This is a genomic window from Roseovarius aestuarii (assembly GCF_019966515.1).
Taxonomy (GTDB): Bacteria; Pseudomonadota; Alphaproteobacteria; order Rhodobacterales; family Rhodobacteraceae; genus Roseovarius; species Roseovarius aestuarii.
The window spans coordinates 240720-261452 of sequence record NZ_JAIMIB010000004.1 but is presented as its reverse complement, the minus strand read 5'-3'; the positions used below and the strand labels follow the sequence as shown (position 1 = coordinate 261452).

Sequence of the window (20733 nt, the reverse complement as noted above, 5' to 3'; positions counted from 1 at the left end):
CCCGATGATCTTTGACCTTGGCAGTCATGGTTAAGATCTTCCTTTAACTCACTCACGTCACGCTGCGCCGCTGGTGTGATTCTGTCAAGCATCACTTGATCTTCCATCGTCGCCTGGGCCTGAAAGACGCCGAAGCCAGGGCAATTTTGGATGCCCGTATTTACCCGGCATTAACGTTGAATCCCGGCAAGAGATATCGTTAAGCCCGTTGTAACTCCTGACCTGATAACCCTTGGACCGGGTGAGAAAAGGTGGTGGAAATGAGCGCGCAATCAAATGCGGCGCCAGTCATCATCAAGAAGAAAAAGGTCGTCGGTGGCGACGGGCATCATGGGGGTGCCTGGAAAGTTGCATATGCCGACTTCGTTACGGCGATGATGGCCTTTTTCCTATTGATGTGGCTGCTGAACGCGACGACGGAAAAACAACGCAAAGGTGTTGCTGACTATTTCAGCCCCACGATCCCTATTAACAAGGTTTCGGGCGGTGGTGATGGTGAATTCGGCGGAGAAAGTGTTTTCTCCGAAAATACCTTGCAGCAATCCGGTATCGGAGCAAGTCAGCAACACCCGACCGAAGGTCGGCAGGCCAGAGGGGAAATGGGCGTTTCCGATGATGGAAGTGACGCTGCAGACAAAGCGCAAGAAGAGGCCGCCCTGCGAGACATCGAAGACGCGCTGACTGGTCGGTCGGGTGAAAGCACTGTCTCAGAAGCGTTGCGCCGTCACATCGTAACACGCGTTACCGACGAAGGGTTGGTTGTCGAACTTTTCGATCTAGAAAACGCACAACTGTTCGAAACCGGCAGCGATGCTCCTACAGCACTCATGTCAGAGCTTGCGGTCCTTATTGGGTCCGTTGGCCAGCTCATCAAGAACGAAGTCGCGGTTGAAGGTCACACACGATCCGAAGCGATCACCCTGGTTACAAATCCTGTATGGGATCTTTCAAGCGCCCGCGCCAACCAGATGCGCCTGCTGTTACAAGCTTCCGGAATCCCGGCAACGCAAATGCGCCGTGTCACAGGCCATGCAGATCGCGAGCTGGCAGTTACAAATCCGATGGCAATTCGAAACAATCGTATCGAGGTGATTTTCCTCAGGTCTGATAAATGATGGAAATAGCGCGCATTTTATATGTTAGCGCGCTGTTAAGCGAACATAGCTACACCTGCTCCTGAGTATTATTTGGTGCAGCAGAAAGGCGTAGCCATGACAATTTCCTCTTCCTTGAATGCCGGTGTGGCGGGCCTTGGCGCGAATGCAACACGACTTGCGGCCATATCTGACAATATCTCAAACTCGGCCACTTATGGCTACAAACGAGTCGAAGCAGATTTCCAATCGCTGGTCATTTCATCAAATGGCGGCAGTTACTCTGCAGGCGGTGTACGATCGACAACGCATCGGTTGATAGATGAGCGCGGCTCTCTGGTATCTACATCAAACCCGACCGATCTGGCAGTCCGCGGGCGCGGCATGTTACCCGTGGCACGCGCCAGTCAGGTCGACGCCGGAAACACGCAGATGCAGTTGACGACGACCGGCTCTTTCCGCACGGATGCTGCGGGGCGGCTGGTCACGGAATCAGGCTTGATATTGCTGGGTTGGCCAGCACTTCCTGACGGCTCCATCCCGTCATTTCCGCGCGATACAAGCGATGGGCTGGAACCGGTTCAGATCAACGTCAACCAATTGACCGGCGAACCCACAACCCAAATAAGTCTTGGCGTCAATCTTCCGGCGACAGAAACTGACGCGGGTGCCTCGGGTACATCGCAACTTCTTTCAGTCGAATACTTCGATAACCTCGGCAAATCCGAAAGTGTGTCGGTAGACTTCGCACCGACCGTTCCAGCAACCGGCTCTTCAAATGAATGGACGATGACGCTGACAGATTCCGCCCAAGGAGGCGCCGTCATCGGCGAATACACTCTCACATTTGACAATTCGCGTACAGCCGGTGGCACATTGCTGAGCGTCGCAACAGTATCAGGCGGCGCATATGACCCGGTTACGGGATCGGTTATTGTCAACGTCGCCGGCGGACCAATGGAAATCAATATCGGGCAACTTGGCGCAACCAATGGTCTGACGCAACTTTCCGACAGTTTCGCACCGCTCTCTATTTCCAAGGACGGCTCGCCGGTCGGCAACATGACATCAGCGCAGGTCGATGAAAACGGTTTTGTCCGTGCATCATTTGACACTGGCGTAACCAGGGTCATTTACCAGGTTCCGCTGGTGGATCTGCCTAACCCCAATGGCATGGTCGCCCTAGATCAGCAGACCTATCTTCCGTCACCAGACAGCGGTACATTCTTCCTCTGGAATGCCGGCGACGGCCCTACCGGTGATATCGTTGCTTTCGCCCGGGAAGAATCTGCGACGGATGTCGCGGGCGAACTAACGGATATGATCCAGACTCAGCGGGCCTATTCATCCAACGCGAAAGTCATCCAGACCGTTGATGAAATGCTGCAGGAAACCACGAATATCAAACGCTGATATTCAGCCCTTTCGCCGTAGCTCTGCCTATTTGTAAACAAGAGGTTCGATCATGAGTATCTCAGGTGCCCTGTCCAATGCGGTGAGCGGGCTCAACGCCAGCGCCGTCGCCGCTGGAGTAGTCTCATCCAATCTGGCAAATGTGCTTACCCCCGGTTATGGGGTTCGCGCCTTGGAATTAGCGTCGCAAACCGCCGGCGCACGAGGCGGCGTTTCAATCGTCGGGATTACACGCCATGTCGACCAGGCAGTCTTAAGCGACAGGCGACTGGCGGACAGCGAACTGGCCTATGCGGATACCCGCGCGTCTTTTATCGAACAGTTAGAGAGGGTTGTCGGCACACCAGGTGAAGGCGCCTCGCTGTCCGCACGCATTGCAGCCTTCGACGCCAGCCTGATTTCGGCCGCCAACCGGCCCGACGCTGATTCATTCTTACAGGCTGCCGTGCAAAGCGCGGAAGAATTGGCCGCAACGCTGAACGATATCTCGGGTGAAATTCAGACACGGCGAACCAACGCCGATAGCGATATCGACCAGGCAGTTGATGTCGTTAATTCAACGCTGACCCGCATTCGAACACTGAATGTTCAGATCACCGCAAGCAATGAAGGCGGGCACTCGATCGCCGCACTTCAGGATCAGCGACAGTTAGCAATCGATCAGCTCTCCGAATATGTGCCGGTACGGCAAGTTCCTCGTGAGAATGGAAGTGTTGCGCTCTTCACACCCGGCGGCGCTATCCTGCTCGACGGCACCGCGGCGACCCTTGATTTCACGCCGTCCAATGTTGTGGCTCCGCATATGACGCTCACCGCTTCTCTGGTTTCAGGCCTGACCATCAACGGTGTCAGCGTGACACCTTCCGGTAGTAACAGCCCGATTTCAGGCGGCAAGCTGGCAGCTCTGTTCGAAATTCGCGATGATCTGGGCGTCGACGCCAATACCCAGGCCGATGCACTTGCGCGCGATCTTATTGAGCGGTTTCAGGCAGCAGGTCTGGATGCAACACGCGCGCCTGGCGATCCCGGCCTCTTTACCGATGGAGGTCTGGTTTTCGATCCTCTGAATGAGGTGGGAATTGCGGGGCGCATTGCCGTCAACGCTGCAGTTGATCCAAATAGCGGCGGTGCTTATTGGCGATTACGCGACGGCTTGGGCGCTGTAGCACCCGGACCGGCGGGCGATGGCACGCTATTACAACAGTTGCAACAAGTACTCAGCCAGAACAGCACTCTTAACTCAGGTAATCTGGGGGCGGTTTCCCGCTCTCTGTCCGGACATGCTGCGAGCTTTGTCTCACGTACTGGCCAAACCCGTCTGACCCTCGATCAGGACATCAGTTTCGCGGCCTCCCGTCGCAACGAGCTTTCCTCATTAGAACTGCAGGGCGGTGTAGATTCGGATGCCGAGATGCAGCGACTACTCTTGATCGAACAAAGCTACAGCGCAAATGCCCGGATGATCCAGACGATCGACGAGATGATGCAAGCACTTTTAAGGATCTGACCCATGAATCTTCAGTCGCTCGGTGATCTGGCGCAAACCTTCAAACTTCGTCAGCAAAACACACAGCTCAAACTGCAAATAGATCGGTTGACCCAAGAACTTTCCAGCGGGCAAGCGGCCGACTTGACGCGGCAGCTCTCTGGTGATTTTGGTTATATATCAGATATCGAACATGATCTTGTGGTTCTGGAAAGCTACGATAACGCGGCCTCAGAGGCTGCCACGGCCACCGCCGCGATGCAGCAAGCACTTGATGTTGTGCAATCGCTCGCAGGCGATCTGGGCGCAAACGCCATTCTGCTGGGCACGACCACCGGCAGCTTGCCGGTCTCGGCAATCGCGACACAAGGCAGAGGTGCTCTGGAATCGATAATCTCCTCTCTGAACACCGAAATGGCGGGACGTTCATTGTTCAGCGGCACGGATATCGAAGCGGTACCGCTGGTGTCCGCAAATGCGCTTCTCACCGAAGTACGAATCGCCACGGCGGGCGCTCTCACGGCGTCAGATGTGATAACTGCACTCGACACTTTCTTCGACACGCCCGGCGGAGGATTTGAAACGCTGATTTACCAAGGCGGCACGACTTTCTTGTCGCCTTACCAACTGGGCGAGGGCGAATCGGTGAGCTTGGATATTCGCGCCGATGATGCGGCCTTTCGCAATGTCATGAAAAACACGGTTATGGCAGCACTGGCTGATGATGCGTCTCTCACACTTAATCCAGCTGAGCGAATTGAACTCGCTCATCAATCCGGCCAACGCCTTCTCTTTTCACAAGATGAAGTGATCGGTATTCGCTCGAACCTGGGCGCCGCGCAATCACGGATCGAACAATCTAGCACGCGCATATCTTCCGAAATGAGTAGCCTGGAATTCGCCAGAAACGAACTCGTGTCCGTTGATCAGTTCAAAACCGCCACCGAGCTCGAAAATGTGCAATTCCAGCTTGAGACACTCTACACTCTAACGGCGCGCGCCTCGCGCCTCAGCTTGGTGAATTTCTTATCATGAAACATTACTTTCAAAACTTGCTGAGCGCGCTACTGCTGATCGTTCTTACCATACCCGCGCTTGCAGGCCCAATTCGGATCAAGGATCTGGTCGAATTCGACGGTGTAAGAGGTAACGATTTGGTCGGTTATGGTCTGGTCGTCGGATTGAACGGCACTGGCGACGGTATCCGCAACGCGCCTTTCACAGAAGAAATCATGTCAAACATTCTTGAGCGTCTCGGTGTCAATGTGACAGGTGAGCAGTTCCGACCGAAGAATGTGGCCGCGGTTTTCGTGACCGCAAGCCTGCCGCCATTTTCCCGTGCCGGCGGTCAGATCGATGTGACCGTTTCTGCAATCGGCGACGCAAAAAGCCTCCTTGGCGGTACATTGATTATGACACCACTAAACGCTGCCGACGGCCAGATATATGCCGTAGCGCAGGGTACGATCATCGCCGGCGGCGCAACAGTAGAAGGTGAGGCCGCCGCAGTTACCCAAGGCGTACCGACCTCGGGCATCATTCCGGCTGGCGCGCGTGTTGAACGTGAAATTGATTTCGATTTCGCAACACTCGATACGATGCGTCTGGCTCTCCGTGAGCCAGATTTCACGACTGCCGCACGGATTGAGGCGGCAATCAACGCGTCCTACGGCCGTTCAGTAGCGGTAATGCTCGATTCTGGCACTGTGCGGTTGGATGTTGTTAGCACACAGGCACGTTCACCCGCGCACGCTCTTGGGCGAATCGAAAATATACTTGTTGAACCCGAACGGAAGGCACGCGTTGTGGTAGATCAGCGTTCGGGCACTATCGTAATGGGCGAAGATGTACGTATCTCCAGGGTCGCTGTATCTCAAGGCAACCTAACGCTTCGCGTCGAAGAAACACCACTGGTCGTTCAACCAAATCCATTCGCGGAAGGGGAGACCGTTATCGTTCCGCGCACGAACGCAGCACTTGAAGAGGAGCCGGGACTCGGCCTCGCTGAAGTCGCGCCAGGCACTTCATTGTCCGAAGTGATTGCGGGGCTGAACGCCCTCGGTGTCTCACCACGCGACATGATCGATATCTTGAAAAGCATAAAAGCAGCTGGGGCACTTCACGCAGAATTCGTCGTAAGGTGATAAGAAAGTCACCGCGTTTGACGTCAGTGAACCGTTCTAGGACTTCCGGAGGCTCCAAAACCAAAAAGTGACGGCCCTTAGGCTGATAAACGCTTGGCCTGTGGTTGTGCAGCGACGAGAACGAGATAGGACAGGCAACGACGGCGACGATTTCTAGCATGATACAGCGCATCAGATCACGCCATGTGGACATCCGGTTCGGAAGGTTGCCCGACGTCTGGGCATAAGCACGCATTTGCAGCACGAATGGATGAGGATTTTCTCGAGCCGCTTTTTAGATAGGTAACATTGTTCTCCAGGTGGAGAACAGAGTAGCTCGTCTAAAGACTGCAGCCGAGGCCACTGCTCAGGTCGGATATAAACGCCGTCCCGACTGCTGCAGCGGTGTCAAGCATCTGTGCCTAGTCAGTTCTGGACAACAGACATCATCCAGATCAGAGCTCATGGTAGCTGGTGATATCTGCGTCGTGGGCGATCCACACTCCCGCCGTGTTGTTGGCTGGTCTATGCCATCGCACACGACAACCGATTGTTGTAGGCACCATTGATCGCCGTATGGTTGCGGACAGGGCCATGATGCATTCTGGCCAGGGTACCAGTTCACCAACTAAGAACGGTAATCGTTCTCGCACTAGCAAAACCCGAAGCCTGCACGAACTTAGCAAATAGGACGCACCTCGAGACAACCAGCGCTGCACAGCTAAGTTTCATCATTAGTACTTTGATGAGAACAAGGCCGCGGATTGGCCCGCAGGCAGATGACGCCAAACATCGTTTGCTTTTGATATGTTGGCGTAGGCAGCCGATAAGCAAAGACCAGTTACAATCTGGATTAGTAAAATTGACGCAGGCCGCTAACATGTGTCGATCAAGCACGTTGAATTGACAGCAGATGCGGGCCTGCGACCGTTCCTCGTCACGGACGATGACAGTTAAAAAGTGCTTTCCCGAAGGCGGTAATCGGCCACCGCATGTTGACCATAAAATATCGCAGAAACGGACTTGAACAGGCGATCGCAAAACCAGGAAACTTTCAATAATACCCTCTCACGAGGCTGTCCGCGATCAACGTCCAACCGTCCGCAATCACGAAAAACGCAAGTTTGAACGGCAACGATACGATCGCAGGCGGCACCATCATCATCCCCATAGACATAAGCACTGCTGCAACCACAAGATCGATAATCAGGAAAGGCAGAAATACCAAAAATCCGATTTGAAAGGCACGCGAAATCTCGGACAGAAGAAAACTCGGAACCAGAACAGAGAATGGCGCGTCTGGTCCTGGCTGAGCACTTATAGTGTCGGGGCGCAGCGCGGCCATAGCAGAAAATGTATCAGCATCTACACGACTTGCCATGAAAGTTCGAAACGGGCCGAGCGCGCGTTCCACCGCTGTTTCCACAGATATCGTCTCATTGAGAAGGGGTGCTATGCCATCAGCCCAGGCTGCGTTGAACACGGGTTCCATGACAAAATAGGTCAGAAAAAGCGCCAGACTTACGATCAACATGTTGGGTGGCGATTGCTGAAGACCAATACCCTGACGCAAAATGGAAAGAACCGTCACGATAAACGGAAAGCAGGTAATCATGATTGCCAGGCCGGGGGCGAGGCTGAGCACTGTAATCAGGGCAATCAGCTGTAGGGTCCGGGCTGACAAGGATCCATCATCGCCAAGTGAAATCGACACTTCCTGGGCAAGTACGGGTTCAGTTAGCCAGACAACACTTGCGATCAAGAATACCGCAAAGCTAACAACGCGGGTATTCATCCCAATCCGTCTTGCAGATCTGCAACCTCGGTCAATCGCACAGCTAATTGACCTTGTTGATCCCCTTCAAGCTCTTCTAACTCGCCACGGGCGATCAATCGTTCTCCGACATAGAGCTCAACTGCATCATCCACACGTTTGTCCAAGGGTAGCACCGCGTCTTTTCCCAATTTCAACAGATCGCGAATCAACGGGCGCGCCTTGCCAACGGAGATCGTGATTTCAATCGGAACGGCCGAAAACGGATTTGGCTGATCCGCGGAGGGTCTGGATTGCGATGATGCATCATCCATTATGCGATTTCCTTCTGATTTTCCTCAATGAAGCCGTTGATTGAGCGATCTATCTCGGCCAGCACTTCCGACACGTCGATTTCGCGTTCGGTCTCGCCCACGCGAATGTAAACTTGTCCGTCTGCGAGTGACGGTTCGCCTTTGACCGTGACCGCCATCGGCAGGTCTGCAGTCACCATCTGCTCAATCGCAACCACATTCGTTGGTGCGGCAACAATTTCGACGGACGGTGTCGCATGATGACTGACCAGCTCATCCAGCATTTCGACAACTCTCGTGCCAAGCGTTTCATGCGCCATACGCGGCAGGACGGTATCAACCATTTGCCGCAGCAAAGGTGTCATGGACTTCAGGATACCGCTGGATGCTTCCTGATAGGTAAACGATAGCTCGTGCAGGTTCTGGGCGAGGTCTGACGACACGCGTCGTGCGTCATCTATCTGTGCTTTAACAGAATCGTCCCAACCCGCCTGGTAGCCTTTTTCAAAGGCTTCAAGCCGTTCCTCTTCGAGCGAAACATCCGTTAGTGATACAGGTGATGCGGTCGCTAGGGCCGCGTAGTCTTCCAGCAAATGCGAAATGGTCATCAGGCGTTCTCCTCTTCGCCTTCCAGCCAGCTGCGTAATATCTCGACGGTCTCTTCCTGTCGTTCACCGATCAGGCCGCGCAGACGCTCTACCGGATCTTCATGATCCGGAATGCCTAGCGCCGGGAAAGCGCCATCGTCGCCGGGCTCTGTTGCAGAACGATCAGAAATGACCGGCATATCACTGCCGGAAAAACTGTCATCCGCAATCTCTCCCGTAAGGGCCGTCATCTCATTGGCTCCCTCCGCAGAGCTGACGGCACGGTTTGGTGTTTCGGATACGGCAAGCTGCGCCGGATCGGCGGATGGCGGTCCGGAGAGCAGCGGCCTTACCACGAACAGTCCAAGCACTATGGCAACCAGACCCAATACCGCAGCCTGAATGAGCGACATCAAGTCCAAGCCAAGGCTGGTCAAGAAAGACGGCTCAGCAGCGGTGCCCGCCAGCTCGATCGCCTCAAACTGCATTGTCTTTAGGGTAATGACGTCGCCGCGGCTTTCATCAAATCCGACAGCCGAGGATACCAGTTCGCGCAACGCACCCAATTCATCGTCTGAGCGAGGTTGAAAGAGTTCCGCACCAGCGCCGTCAACAGCAGTTGTGCCATTCACCAGAACCGCGACGGTAAGGCGTTTGATTGCACCGGGGATTTGGGTGATTTCGCGTTCGGTCGACGAAACCTCATAATTAACACGTTCGCGCGTCTCGCTGGTCTGGCTCGACGAGGAATCGCCGCCCGCGGCATCCCCGTCTGGCAGATTGGACGCCACCGTCACGTCCCCGCCCCCCTGATCCGAGGCCGAATTTGACCGCTCTTCGGTATCGATGCTGATCGCGACCCTGCTTTCCGGGTCAATCTGGCGTTGGCGAATTGATTCGGTCTTCGTGACAGTATCAACGCTGACTTCGACGACCGCATTACCTGGCCCAACGCGTGCCTCAAGCAACCTCTGAACGCGCTGACGCAACGCCTCTGCACGGTCTTCTGAGGTATTTTCCGGCGCTTCTTCCGCCGCGCCAATCAAGCCGCCGGAGCCGTCGATCACAGATACATCTTCGGGCGTCAGTCCTGAAACCGCAGCAGCAACCAGAAATTTCAACGCCCGCGCATGTTTGACCGAGATGCCGCCGCCCGTCGTCGTGATTGAAACCGAAGCCGAGGGCCGGGTATCACGCTGGAAAGGGTTGGATCCGGTGCTTGCAATATGCACCCGTGCTGCGCTGATCGACGGATGCGACACGATTGTGCGTGCCAATTCGCCTTCCTTTGCACGCCAATAGGCTGCGTCGAACATTTGTGATGTCGTGCCAAATCCCGAAAGACCGTCCAGCAGTTCGTATCCTTTGCTGGCATTGGATGGCAGGCCCTCGCTGGCCAGCGTCATCCGCAATTCATCACGGCGAGCCGATTCGACAAATATCGACCCACCCCGAACATCATATGCGACGCCACGCTGCTCCAGCGCAGTTACAACTTCGCCAGCGGCCCCGTTTTCCAGACCGGAATAAAGCAGCGTAAGCGTGGGTTGAGATGCCATGCGAGACAGGGACAGAACCGCTCCGAACATCGCCAGTGTAGCAACGACAACGATTACACGCCGCCTGGCATCCATAGCCGACCAGATATTCACGATCTGCTGCAATTTCTTTGCCTCCTGATCCACGGCGTTCTGCCGTTCGTTCTCGTCATGTTTCGCCGATCAGGCTTAACAATCGGTTAGTTCCTGCCGGTCTATATTGACCAGAACGAAGCTTGCAGGGTTGTATGATGGCCGAAGCAGAAGAAACCGGGGATGACGCCCCGAAGAAAAAGTCGAAACTGCCTTTGATTATCGGGTTGGTGCTGGCAATCGCAGGTGGCGGTGGCGGATTTTATGCTGTCCAATCAGGCGCTTTGTTTGGCGGCGAATCACCAGATGGTGTAGCGGCGCACGAACCAGCCGACATGATGATGGACACGCCCGACGTCGCATTTGTCCCGATTGATCCGGTGGTCATTTCACTTGGCGAGGGTACCGCTGCCAGACATCTGAGGTTTCGCGCGCAGCTCGAAGTGATGCCTCTCTACAAAGAAGAAGTGGCAAAACTCACTCCACGGGTTGTTGACGTGCTCAACAGCTACCTTCGCGCGTTGAATCCCGGCGATCTTGAAAACAACTCTGCGCTCGTACGTCTGCGCGCACAGATGCTGCGGCGCATCCAAATCGTAACCGGCGCAGATCGGGTCAACGATTTGCTGATCATGGAATTTGTACTGAACTGAGGTCGATGAATGGAAATGATTGCGGATATTCTTTTGGTTGCTGGTGCACTCGGCGCCGGCTTATATTGCTACGTTCTGGCCCGGCGACTGAGCCGTTTCAACGATCTGGAAAACGGCGTTGGCGGGGCGGTCGCAGTATTGTCGGCACAGGTAGATGATCTGACAAAAACCCTGATCGCGGCACAAAATACCGCCAGCGCCTCAACAGCTTCGCTAAGCGAACTGACAGATCGCGCCGATGGCGCCGCCAAACGCCTCGAACTGCTTGTCGCCTCGATGCATGATTTGCCGGATGCGCAGCCCGTACCCTCCCCCTCGACACCACCGGCATCCGAAGAACAAACCAGTTCGGCTGAAGATCCTGCCGCCGCCGTATTCAAGCGGCATACTGATGCAGCATAGGATTTGGTGACATGGTAAAAGCGAAAGCTCAGAGGAAAAAAAGCCGCCGCCGGACTCAGGGGCGTGGCACGTTGGTCGCGATTTCGGCCCTGCTCGTTGGTTCCGCACTCATAAGGCTCGGCGATGACGCAGGTCAGGCTTTTGCAAAGGCACCTGACGCTACCGAGACGCAAGAGAGGAGTGCCGCGCCTGAATATGCCGCCTGTGAAACGCTCGACGATTATCAGCCTATGCTGGATGCGTTTCGCCAGCGTGAAGCACGGATCACCAGTCAGGAAGTAGCGCTGCAAGACAGAATGCAGGCGCTAAAGATCGCCAATCAGGAAATAGAACGAAAATTGTCCGAACTCACGGCGGCGGAAGAGGCATTGCGCGATACGATCGCCTTGGCGGATACGGCAGCCGAAAGCGATCTAGACCGGCTAACAAAAGTCTACGAAAACATGAAGCCCAAGCAGGCGGCCGCGTTGTTCGAGGAGATGGATCCGAGTTTTGCCGCCGGATTTATTGGCCGAATGCGTCCGGAGGCGGCGGCCGCCGTCATGGCTGGCCTTAGCCCCGAAGCGGCGCATGCATACAGCGTGGTCCTGGCCGGCAGAAATACCAACGTTCCCACCGAATAATTTGAAAATACTCAATATATTTTAACTCGGCGATGGCAGGTTGATGTGAACACGCTCGACTGGAGAAGACGATGATTGGTATTATCGGTATCCTCGTGATATTCGCGATGGTATTTGGCGGCTACATTGCAGCGGGTGGCAAACTTGGGATCATCCTGAAAGCATTGCCATTCGAAATGATGATGATCGGCGGCGCAGCTGCCGGCGCCTTCTTGATCAGCAACGACATGGCGGCCATCAAGCACACCCTTAAAGATGTCGGCAAAGTCTTCAAAGGTCCGAAATGGAAGCACGATGACTATCGGGATCTGCTTTGCCTGTTGTTCGAACTGATCCGCTTAGCTCGGCAGAATCCGGTCGCGATTGAGGAACATGTCGAGGAACCGGAAAACTCTTCCATATTCTCGAAATACCCAAAAATTCTGGGCGACAGCGAGGCGATCTCATTGATCAGCGACACGCTGCGTTCGGCATCGATGAATTACGATGATCCGCATCAGGTCGAAGAAATCCTGGAGAAGCGCATGGATGCAACGATGCATCATGCCATGCATTCCAGCCACGCCTTGCAGACAATGGCCGACGGTTTGCCAGCTCTCGGCATCGTGGCCGCGGTATTGGGTGTTATCAAGACCATGGCGGCTATTGATCAGCCACCGGAGATCTTAGGTAAGATGATCGGTGGTGCGCTTGTGGGGACTTTTCTGGGAGTATTCCTGTCCTATGGCCTGGTTGGCCCTTTTGCTGGCAAGGTCAAAGCCGTGGTCGAAGAGGACGGACATTTCTATCAGTTGATCCGCGAAGTTCTTGTTGCCAATCTACATAACCATGCAACGAATATCTGTATCGAGGTAGGTCGGCAAAACACCCCATCACACTGCCGCCCCAGCTTCAATGAACTTGAAGAAGCTTTGAAGAACGTAAAACAGAGTGCCGCCTGATGCGTAGCTTGGCCCTCGCGTGTTGTGTCGCGGCGTTCGCAACCGCTTCTCTCGCGCAGGATGTGGAGGTGCGCTCGGGCCGTCATGACGACTTTATACGTCTGATCGTGGACCTACCAAGGCGCATGGACCTGAAAATTGAACAACGTGAAGACATTGCGACAGTAATATTTCCAGATCAGCAACTGACCTTCGACACCGACCCTGTCTTTCGCCGAATTGCCCGCGACCGAATACTTGATGTAACGGCAGGGCCGGGCAAATCATCTTTGGAAATAAGACTGGGTTGTCGTTGTGAGGTGTCTTCGTTCTGGCACGACAGCTCGTTATTGGTGCTTGATGTGCGAGAACGCAGTGATGAGGTTTTGGCCGCAGATACCGTCACGGAAGTTGAGTTCTCTGAACAAGAAAATGATCGCCCGATTGATAAACCCCGACTAAAATTACCCCGAAACGGCAGTTCATTTGCGGCATCTCTGGCGAACTCCCAATTACAGTCAGCATCACCCGTAGAAACGCCTCCGATCAAACCGGTCGATAAGCCAGCGGAAGATAAAGCTTCTCCGAACACAGAAATCGTATCGGAGGCACGTGAACGCCTGGTGCAGCAGATTGGCAGGGCAGCGTCACAGGGTTTGCTCAGCCCCAGATCCGCTTTGAAGCCGACGATAATGACAAAACCTGAAGCAAAGGAAACGACAAGCGGCGGATTGTCGGTCGAAACGCCAGAGGAACCATCTGCTACCCAACCAAAATCAATTGCGAACCTGCGCGCTCAAAGTAGCATCGATCGTGATTTTCTTGATGTAATGAACCGGCGTATCGGCTCGATGCAGATATCAAGCTGTCCGGGGGATAATCGCATCGACGTCGGCAGTTGGGGAACTGATGCTCCCTTTGCGCAGCAAGTCGGAAGTTTGCGGGTAGTGCTGACAGGCGAATTCGATCTGCTAAATCAAGATGCGGCCTTACGTCTCGTCAAGCTCTATTTATATTACGGCTTTGGTGCGGAAGCAGAAATGGCGTTGGCGCAGATTGAACAGCCCTCAGACGACCTGGCGCTCTTACAATCATTGGCCGAGGTCATGGAAGATGGTTACGCCTCGACCAATTCGGCGCTGACAACCCACCTGAGCTGCGACGGAAATATCTCTTTGTGGGCAATACTTGCCTATCAATCTCTGCCGACAGATGTGCCAATAGAAATCGACAACGCCTTGCGAACCTTCGACGCGTTGCCGCGCCATTTACGTCGCCATCTTGGTCCGACCTTGTCACGCCGGTTTCTGGGCGCAGGATATCAAGAAGCATCGGATAAGACGCTTCGAATTCTGAAACGACACGAAGAAACCCTGACAGCGGATGCGGAACTTCTGATAGCGGAAAGTGATCTTGCCGAGGGAGAAGCCAAGCAGGCCGTAAACAGGATGAATGAAGTAGTGGCGTCCAATTCAGAACATTCTGTCGACGCATTGATTGGTTTAATTGACGCCGCTCTGGAGGCAGGCCAAACCGTTTCGTTTGATCATGCAGTACTTGCAGGTGCCTACGCCCAAGAACATCGCGGCAGCCCCTTGGAAAACAAGTTGATCCGCGCCTATCTCGCAGGCTTGTCGGCCTCCGGCGCATTCGATCAGTCATATGAAGAGTATTCCCGACTGGCCACAGATCTACCGCCAGAAGCGCTCACCGACATACAATCCCAATTGCTGCATCAATTGACCCAGAGGGCGGATGATGTGACGTTTCTGCGCTTCGCTTTACTGAAACATTCTGAGCACCAGCAAAAATTACCCGGCCCGATAACAAACGCCACTGCGAGCAGATTGCTGGATCTTGGATTCCCCGAAGCAGCCCGCCCGTTCCTGGAAACCGATACGCTTGGCGATGCCGGGCGCGCACGACGTATTTTGCGCGCCAGTGCAGCACTCGCAGAAGGCCGGCCACGCCAGGCAGAACTAGACCTTACAGGCGTGGAAGGTCGTGATGCAGATCAGCTGAGGGCACAGGCCCGAAGCGCGTTAGGCGATCATCACGCGGCAACAGTGCTTTATTCGTCTATGGGTGAGCATGACCGGTCGCTGCGCCAAGCCTGGTTTGCCGAAGATTGGAACCGGTTGGTGGAAAGTGAAGATACCGCGATGGCTGATATCGCCGCATTGGTATCGTTGAGCGAAAACGAGCCCGATACCACACCGGAGATCCCGGCAAACCCCAAATCCGAACGCGTGCTTGCACATAACAGAGAGCTTATCCAGCAAAGCCTGGCGGCGCGTGACACGATCGATGCCATTTTGCAGCGAAGTCCGTCTCCCGATACTGAACGACCCTAGGCAAGTTTAGGCTCGTCCTCTCGAAACGGGTTACCAAATCTAAAGACCCAGGAAATAGAATTGCCCCAACGGCAACAGAACGTGCCGGCAGGAGCTCGAATGATCAAGTGCGCCACTCCGACACCAGCAGAAAAAATGCTGGCACGCCCCCGACGCCGCGTATCTAGGTACGCCAGACTCTGCCGCATGTTTGCTGGTAATTTGTCGCTCGTCATACCCGGCACGTTCGCTTATCTGATCGCGACCACCAACCTTGCTTTTCCCGCCACGGCAGGAATATGCGATGCAGCGGCACGGCAGGCAGCGACGGAAACCGGCGTGCCGTTTGCAGTGCTTTGGTCAATTACACGAAGCGAGACAGGACGATCCAGCGGCGGCAAACTCCGACCGTGGCCATGGACAGTCAACATGGAAGGCGCCGGTCACTGGTTCGAAACACGAAACGCCGCAAAAAACTTTGTTTTAAGCCGTTACAATCAGGGTGCGCGTAGCTTTGATATCGGCTGTTTCCAGATAAATCACAGATGGCACGGTGCATCCTTCAGATCGATCGATCATATGTTCGAACCGTTGGAAAATGCCCGCTACGCGGCCAGTTTTCTGCTGCGACTCTATCGGGAATTCGGGAACTGGTCGACCGCAGCGGGCGCTTACCATTCCCGAACCCCCGAACATGCGAACCGCTACAAGGCCCGGTTTAACAGGATACGCCAGCGACACCGTCTTGGTGGCAGCGGTCAACTCGCCGGGTCTGAAGCTCTGCCGACAACCGTTTCGGAACCGCAAGCTCCGCGCCAGAACAATTATCCACTACTGGTAAGCTCGGGATCAACCGGAGCTCGGGGGTCGCTCGTTTCCTTGAACAATGACCAGACCAAGGCCTTCTTGAGACTATCGCCGACGCTGGAGGGATCCTGAGCCATGAAGACATTTTCCATCAGCGATCTTTTTCAGCCCACGGTCTTGCTCGCCCTCGCCCTCATGGCGATCATCGTCATGATGATCTTGCCGGTACCGGCCTGGGTCCTGGATGTTGGCTTGGCGGCGTCCTTCGCGCTGGCAATCCTGATATTCACCGTCACCCTGTTTATCGAAAAACCGCTCGATTTTTCGGCCTTCCCGACAATCCTGCTGGCATCCTTGATGCTGAGGCTTTCACTGAACGTCTCGTCGACCAAACTCATCATCGGCCAGGGACATACCGGCACCGACGCGGCCGGCGACGTGATCCAGGGTTTTGCCAATTTTGTCATGGGGGGCAGCGTATTTCTGGGCCTTGTTGTTTTCGGGGTGCTGATGATCGTCAATTTCATGGTGATCACGAAGGGCGCCGCCCGCATGGCGGAGGTTGGTGCTCGTTTCGCGCTCGACGGCATGCCCGGCAAGCAATTGGCGATCGACAGCGACATGTCGGCGGGCGCAATCAACCATCAGGAAGCCAAGGAACGCCGTGAGCGCGAGCAGCAAGAGACAACCTTTTTCGGCTCACTTGATGGCGCGTCCAAATTCGTCAAGGGTGATGCGATTGCGGGCCTGCTGATCACGCTTCTGAATCTGGTCATGGGGTTGATCATGGGCATTGTGGTGCACGACATGCCGCTCAGCACAGCCTTTGAGACCTACACAATCCTGACGGTCGGGGACGGGCTGGTCACACAAATCCCGGCCGTTGTGATTTCGATCGCCTCGGCACTGCTGTTGGCACGCGGCGGCGCCCAGGGTGCCACGGACAAGACCCTGGTCATGCAATTGACGCGCCACCCTGCTGCAATGGCGACCGTGGCCGTTCTGATGGTATTGTTTGCTCTCGTGCCCGGCTTGCCGTTCGTGCCTTTCATGCTTGGCGGTGTGGCTCTTGGCACATCGGCAATCCTGCTATTCCGCATGAACAAACAGGAGGACATGTCCGAAGGGCAGGACGCGCACCTCACTGAACAATTGGCGGAAAAATCCCTCGGGGACATTCTGGAACTTGACGATATCCACGTCGAGTTCGCACCGGACCTTGTCAACATGGTGCTTGATCCCGGTGTCGGCCTCGATGCGCGCATCTCGAATATGAGAACACATGTCGCCACGTTTTACGGGTTGATCCTGCCGGAAATTCGGCTGACCGACGACCCGACGCTGCCGACAGGTACATATGTCATCCGCATACAGGGGGTCGAACAGGCACGGGCCATCCTGCGGACGGATCAAATACTCGCCCTCGACCCCGACAACAACGCTGCGCTGCCCGCGGGCGAGAACGTCACCGAGCCGGTCTATGGCGCGCCCGCTCGTTGGATTTCCGACGACGCCCGTGACGCGGCCGCCTTAAGCGGCACCACACTTGTCGCACCGACCGAGGTGCTGGCCACGCATTTGCTGGAAGTCATCAAGAGAAACCTCAGCCGGTTGCTGACAATGAAGGCAATGCGCCGGCTGTTGGATGAAATGGTCAACCTATCTGACCAGAAACGAGCCGACGCCAATCGGAAACTACTGGATGAAATGATTCCTGATCGCGTCCCATCTGATCTGCTGCATGCGGTGCTGCGCTTGTTGCTGGCCGAGCAGGTCTCGATACGCAACCTTCCTCTTGTTATCGAAGCCACGGCGGAGGCCCGCCAGTTGCACACCCAGGTGGAAGTCATTTGCGAACATGTTCGCCAAAGGTTGGGATTTCAGCTTGTTGCCAACCTGCAACGTCCGGATGGTAGCCTGCCCCTGATCCAGCTGGCCCCTGAATGGGAAGATACATTCACGACGTATCAGATTGACAATGATCGTGGCCGAATGGATGTGGCACTACCCCCTGAGATATTCAATTCTCTCACGGCTTCGATTTCGGAACAGGTAACCCGCGCCAGCGAACAAGGTATGTATCCGGCGATCGTCACCTCCACCCTCCGGCGCCGCTTCCTGCGAACAGTGCTGTCGGCCCGCGATATTTCAAACCCGGTTCTGTCATTTGAAGAGATCGGGCTCGATACCAAGCCATCTCTTGTTGGCGTTGCCGCGGCATGAATGCAGCGGCAGACCTCCTCCAGATTTCGCGGGACATCCTGTGGCTGCATTTCATTGTCTTCCTACGTGTCGGGCCCATCATGTCGCTGTTTCCGGGATTCGGAGAACGCTCGGTGCCCGCTCGTGTCAAATTGGTCGTCGCAATCATGTTCACCGTCGTCGTCGCGCCAGCTATCGCGCCCCTGATAGCAGAGGCGACCCGCCAACCACCGCCACTCGCCTGGCTGGTCCTGAGCGAAACCGTGATCGGGCTGGTGATCGGTATCGGCATCCGGCTATTCCTTCTGGCATTGCAAACCGCTGGCTCTATCGCGGCACAGGCAACGTCACTTGCGCAGATCCTTGGCAATGCGGGGGTCACGCCTTTACCTGCCATCGGGCATCTGCTGGTTGTCGGCGGGTTGGCCCTGGCGATGATGCTTGGGCTGCATGTACGCGTGGCCGAGATGGTAGTTCTGACCTACAATCTCTTTCCCGTGGCAGAACTGCCCGACGCGGCCGCCGTAACCGCCTGGGGCATCCGGCAAGTCGCCGCCTCTTTTGCGCTCGCCTTCACGCTGGCAGCCCCGTTCGTCATCGTTTCGGTTCTGTATAATTTGACGTTGGGTATCATCAACCGGGCCATGCCACAGATGATGGTGGTATTTGTCGGCGCGCCCGTGATCACCGCTGGTGGTCTAGGTCTTTTGCTTCTGCTTGCACCGACCATGCTGACGATCTGGGTCAAGGCGATTGAGACTTTCATTGTCAACCCCTTCGGAGGCGGCTGATGGCAGAGACAGACAGCGATACCGAAAAGAGTCATGAGCCAACGCAGCACAAGCTGAACGAGGCGCGTAAGAAAGGCGAAATTGCGCGATCGGCCGACCTGACCACCGCTGCGGCCTATGGTGGTTTTCTTCTGGCCGCCCTGGCCATCGGGAGCACTTCGGTCCAACAGGTCAGTACATCACTGATGGTATTGATCGACCAATCCACGTCGCTGGCTGAGCTGTTTTTCGATGGTCATGCACCCAGTGTGGTCGGCAGATTGCTTGGCACAATTTGCCTCGGCCTGCTTGGCTGGTTTCTGATTCCCGCGACCATGTCCATCCTGTCAGTTCTGGCGCAGCGCGGTTTCGTCTTTGCGCCTAACAAGCTTGCGCCCAAGGCATCACGGCTCAATCCGATCCAGAACGCCAAGAACAAATACGGACCTTCGGGGCTGTTCGAATTTGGCAAAAGCTTTGCCAAGCTCCTGTTTTACTCAATCCTTCTTGGCACGTTTCTGTCTTATCGGATTTCCGACATGGCTGGCGCATTGCACAGCAACCCGAAAATCATCGGGGCGCTGATGGCGCAGATCATCATTCAATTCATGCTGGTCGTGCTGATCATCGCCCTGGGCGTCGGGGCCATCGATTACCTGTGGCAGCGTCATGACCACGTGCGCAAGCACCGGATGTCCCATCAGGAAGTTCGGGAAGAATACAAGCAGCAGGAAGGCGATCCACATATGAAGCAGCAACGTCGTCAACGCGGTGCCCAGATCGCCTCGGAACAGATGATGGCGGATGTGCCGACTGCTGATGTGGTGCTGGTTAACCCGACTCATTACGCCGTTGCTCTCAAATGGAGCCGGGCAAAAGGTGCGGCACCCATATGTGTCGCCAAGGGCGTCGATCACGTGGCCCACGCCATCAAGGAGATGGCCATGGAAAACGGCGTGCCCGTGCGCAGCGACCCGCCAACCGCCCGCGCCGTTTACGCCGGCACAGAGATTGGTGAGGAAATCAATCCTGAACATTATCGCGCAGTTGCCGCAGCGATCCGTTTTGCCGAAATGATGCGGCGTAAAGCCAAGAGTTTCGGGTAATGCATGACCCGCTGCAGGATCTGGCTTCATTGACCGATGCGCTTTATCGGGCCGAACTGACAAAAGTGGAGAAGCTTAATGCGCGCGAGGCAAGCCTGCGCCGTGATCTCGCGGAATTGGAGATGCGCAGGCGCAATAGCCGGAATTTGCCACACACAGAGCTTACGCCCGTGCGCCAGATCGGCGCCGATGTCTTCTGGGAGGGATGGCTAAGCCGCACGCACGCCGACCTCAACACGCAGCTAGCTCAGGTCCTTGCTCAAAAGGCGCATATGATGGCCGGGTTGCGCCGGGCATTTGGAAAACAGGCGGCGGCTGCGAATCTGGTCGACCGAGCTGCGCAAGAAAAAACCCAACGTCGTGAGAAACAGTACCGACAATCACAGGATGCCCTACAGCTGCTAAAGTCGCAAAAAACCGAGTGGTAGAACGCGAATCGGAAACGATTTTCGACCAGGACATCGCACGATATCAAAAAGATAGAGCAGCGTCATCGCTTCAGAAATCAGGGATGAT

19 protein-coding genes are annotated in these 20733 nt (G+C 55.3%); 15 read left to right on the top strand and 4 right to left on the bottom strand.

Annotated features, from left to right (window positions below; genetic code table 11):
• Window positions 1-260 precede the first annotated feature (260 nt).
• From LC334_RS08255 to LC334_RS08235, 5 genes are all read left to right on the top strand, one after another.
• Window positions 261-1115 (top strand): flagellar motor protein MotB, encoded by an 855-nt coding sequence (locus LC334_RS08255; RefSeq protein WP_085799816.1) that lies wholly within the window; start codon window positions 261-263, stop codon window positions 1113-1115.
• A 96-nt stretch (window positions 1116-1211) separates the two neighbouring features.
• Window positions 1212-2507 (top strand): flagellar hook protein FlgE, encoded by a 1296-nt coding sequence (locus LC334_RS08250; RefSeq protein ID WP_176237660.1) that lies wholly within the window; start codon window positions 1212-1214, stop codon window positions 2505-2507.
• A gap of 52 nt (window positions 2508-2559) precedes the next feature.
• Window positions 2560-4014 carry a flagellar hook-associated protein FlgK gene (gene flgK, locus LC334_RS08245; RefSeq protein ID WP_085799818.1) on the top strand — a complete coding sequence of 485 codons (1455 nt, stop codon included), beginning with the start codon at window positions 2560-2562 and terminating at the stop codon, window positions 4012-4014.
• Window positions 4015-4017: 3 nt separating this feature from the next.
• Window positions 4018-5028, top strand: coding sequence for a flagellin (locus tag LC334_RS08240; protein ID WP_085799819.1), 1011 nt, complete (start codon window positions 4018-4020; stop codon window positions 5026-5028).
• Entirely contained in the window at window positions 5025-6137 is a 1113-nt protein-coding gene (locus LC334_RS08235) for a flagellar basal body P-ring protein FlgI (protein WP_085799820.1), read from the top strand. The genes LC334_RS08240 and LC334_RS08235 overlap by 4 nt, the downstream gene beginning before the upstream one ends.
• 1033 nt (window positions 6138-7170) lie before the next feature.
• Here LC334_RS08235 and fliP read toward each other — a convergent pair.
• The 4 genes from fliP to fliF are packed head-to-tail and all read right to left on the bottom strand — an operon-like array spanning window position 7171 to window position 10434.
• Window positions 7171-7911 carry a flagellar type III secretion system pore protein FliP gene (gene fliP / locus LC334_RS08230; protein WP_085799821.1) on the bottom strand — a complete coding sequence of 247 codons (741 nt, stop codon included), beginning with the start codon at window positions 7909-7911 and terminating at the stop codon, window positions 7171-7173.
• Window positions 7908-8204, bottom strand: coding sequence for a FliM/FliN family flagellar motor switch protein (locus tag LC334_RS08225; RefSeq protein ID WP_085799822.1), 297 nt, complete (start codon window positions 8202-8204; stop codon window positions 7908-7910). The genes fliP and LC334_RS08225 overlap by 4 nt, the downstream gene beginning before the upstream one ends.
• Window positions 8204-8791 (bottom strand): FliH/SctL family protein, encoded by a 588-nt coding sequence (locus tag LC334_RS08220; protein ID WP_085799823.1) that lies wholly within the window; start codon window positions 8789-8791, stop codon window positions 8204-8206. The genes LC334_RS08225 and LC334_RS08220 overlap by 1 nt, the downstream gene beginning before the upstream one ends.
• Window positions 8791-10434, bottom strand: coding sequence for a flagellar basal-body MS-ring/collar protein FliF (fliF, locus tag LC334_RS08215; RefSeq protein ID WP_139836351.1), 1644 nt, complete (start codon window positions 10432-10434; stop codon window positions 8791-8793). Before fliF ends, LC334_RS08220 begins: the two co-directional genes overlap by 1 nt.
• A 125-nt stretch (window positions 10435-10559) precedes the next feature.
• On the opposite strand from fliF, the gene LC334_RS08210 reads away from it, so the two are divergent.
• The 10 genes from LC334_RS08210 (at window position 10560) to LC334_RS08165 (ending at window position 20645) form a co-directional block, all read left to right on the top strand.
• Window positions 10560-11054 carry a flagellar basal body-associated FliL family protein gene (locus LC334_RS08210; RefSeq protein WP_370737940.1) on the top strand — a complete coding sequence of 165 codons (495 nt, stop codon included), beginning with the start codon at window positions 10560-10562 and terminating at the stop codon, window positions 11052-11054.
• Window positions 11055-11063: 9 nt separating this feature from the next.
• Window positions 11064-11456: a hypothetical protein gene (locus LC334_RS08205; RefSeq protein ID WP_085799825.1), complete on the top strand. Its 393-nt coding sequence runs from the start codon at window positions 11064-11066 to the stop codon at window positions 11454-11456.
• Window positions 11457-11467: 11 nt separating this feature from the next.
• Complete coding sequence (locus LC334_RS08200; protein ID WP_085799826.1) at window positions 11468-12079, top strand: MotE family protein; 612 nt, start codon at window positions 11468-11470, stop codon at window positions 12077-12079.
• Between the two features lie 71 nt (window positions 12080-12150).
• Window positions 12151-13020, top strand: a complete 870-nt coding sequence (gene motA / locus LC334_RS08195; protein WP_085799827.1) for a flagellar motor stator protein MotA — start codon at window positions 12151-12153, stop codon at window positions 13018-13020.
• Between the two features lie 125 nt (window positions 13021-13145).
• The gene (locus tag LC334_RS08190; protein ID WP_139836346.1) at window positions 13146-15353 is read left to right on the top strand and encodes a hypothetical protein; all 2208 of its coding nucleotides are present in this window, start codon (window positions 13146-13148) and stop codon (window positions 15351-15353) included.
• Between the two features lie 186 nt (window positions 15354-15539).
• Window positions 15540-16271 carry a transglycosylase SLT domain-containing protein gene (locus tag LC334_RS08185; RefSeq protein ID WP_085799829.1) on the top strand — a complete coding sequence of 244 codons (732 nt, stop codon included), beginning with the start codon at window positions 15540-15542 and terminating at the stop codon, window positions 16269-16271.
• A gap of 3 nt (window positions 16272-16274) precedes the next feature.
• Window positions 16275-18362: a flagellar biosynthesis protein FlhA gene (gene flhA, locus LC334_RS08180; protein WP_085799830.1), complete on the top strand. Its 2088-nt coding sequence runs from the start codon at window positions 16275-16277 to the stop codon at window positions 18360-18362.
• A complete protein-coding gene (locus tag LC334_RS08175) occupies window positions 18359-19132 on the top strand; it encodes a flagellar biosynthetic protein FliR (protein WP_085799831.1) in 774 nt (257 codons plus the stop codon). Before flhA ends, LC334_RS08175 begins: the two co-directional genes overlap by 4 nt.
• Window positions 19132-20217: an EscU/YscU/HrcU family type III secretion system export apparatus switch protein gene (locus tag LC334_RS08170; RefSeq protein ID WP_085799832.1), complete on the top strand. Its 1086-nt coding sequence runs from the start codon at window positions 19132-19134 to the stop codon at window positions 20215-20217. Before LC334_RS08175 ends, LC334_RS08170 begins: the two co-directional genes overlap by 1 nt.
• Window positions 20217-20645 carry a hypothetical protein gene (locus LC334_RS08165; RefSeq protein ID WP_085799833.1) on the top strand — a complete coding sequence of 143 codons (429 nt, stop codon included), beginning with the start codon at window positions 20217-20219 and terminating at the stop codon, window positions 20643-20645. Before LC334_RS08170 ends, LC334_RS08165 begins: the two co-directional genes overlap by 1 nt.
• Window positions 20646-20733 lie beyond the last annotated feature (88 nt).

Excerpts from the sequence above, each read along its gene's own strand:
- flgK (WP_085799818.1), top strand. The coding sequence starts at position 2,560 with ATGAGTATCTCAGGTGCCCTGTCCAATGCGGTGAGCGGGCTCAACGCC.
- LC334_RS08175 (WP_085799831.1), top strand. The coding sequence starts at position 18,359 with ATGAATGCAGCGGCAGACCTCCTCCAGATTTCGCGGGACATCCTGTGG.
- LC334_RS08220 (WP_085799823.1), bottom strand. The coding sequence starts at position 8,791 with ATGACCATTTCGCATTTGCTGGAAGACTACGCGGCCCTAGCGACCGCA.
- LC334_RS08170 (WP_085799832.1), top strand. The coding sequence starts at position 19,132 with ATGGCAGAGACAGACAGCGATACCGAAAAGAGTCATGAGCCAACGCAG.
- LC334_RS08190 (WP_139836346.1), top strand. The coding sequence starts at position 13,146 with ATGGACCTGAAAATTGAACAACGTGAAGACATTGCGACAGTAATATTT.
- LC334_RS08255 (WP_085799816.1), top strand. The coding sequence starts at position 261 with ATGAGCGCGCAATCAAATGCGGCGCCAGTCATCATCAAGAAGAAAAAG.
- LC334_RS08210 (WP_370737940.1), top strand. The coding sequence starts at position 10,560 with ATGGCCGAAGCAGAAGAAACCGGGGATGACGCCCCGAAGAAAAAGTCG.
- LC334_RS08200 (WP_085799826.1), top strand. The coding sequence starts at position 11,468 with ATGGTAAAAGCGAAAGCTCAGAGGAAAAAAAGCCGCCGCCGGACTCAG.
- LC334_RS08240 (WP_085799819.1), top strand. The coding sequence starts at position 4,018 with ATGAATCTTCAGTCGCTCGGTGATCTGGCGCAAACCTTCAAACTTCGT.
- LC334_RS08225 (WP_085799822.1), bottom strand. The coding sequence starts at position 8,204 with ATGGATGATGCATCATCGCAATCCAGACCCTCCGCGGATCAGCCAAAT.
- motA (WP_085799827.1), top strand. The coding sequence starts at position 12,151 with ATGATTGGTATTATCGGTATCCTCGTGATATTCGCGATGGTATTTGGC.
- LC334_RS08165 (WP_085799833.1), top strand. The coding sequence starts at position 20,217 with ATGCATGACCCGCTGCAGGATCTGGCTTCATTGACCGATGCGCTTTAT.
- fliP (WP_085799821.1), bottom strand. The coding sequence starts at position 7,911 with ATGAATACCCGCGTTGTTAGCTTTGCGGTATTCTTGATCGCAAGTGTT.
- flhA (WP_085799830.1), top strand. The coding sequence starts at position 16,275 with ATGAAGACATTTTCCATCAGCGATCTTTTTCAGCCCACGGTCTTGCTC.
- LC334_RS08205 (WP_085799825.1), top strand. The coding sequence starts at position 11,064 with ATGGAAATGATTGCGGATATTCTTTTGGTTGCTGGTGCACTCGGCGCC.
- LC334_RS08185 (WP_085799829.1), top strand. The coding sequence starts at position 15,540 with ATGTTTGCTGGTAATTTGTCGCTCGTCATACCCGGCACGTTCGCTTAT.
- LC334_RS08235 (WP_085799820.1), top strand. The coding sequence starts at position 5,025 with ATGAAACATTACTTTCAAAACTTGCTGAGCGCGCTACTGCTGATCGTT.
- LC334_RS08250 (WP_176237660.1), top strand. The coding sequence starts at position 1,212 with ATGACAATTTCCTCTTCCTTGAATGCCGGTGTGGCGGGCCTTGGCGCG.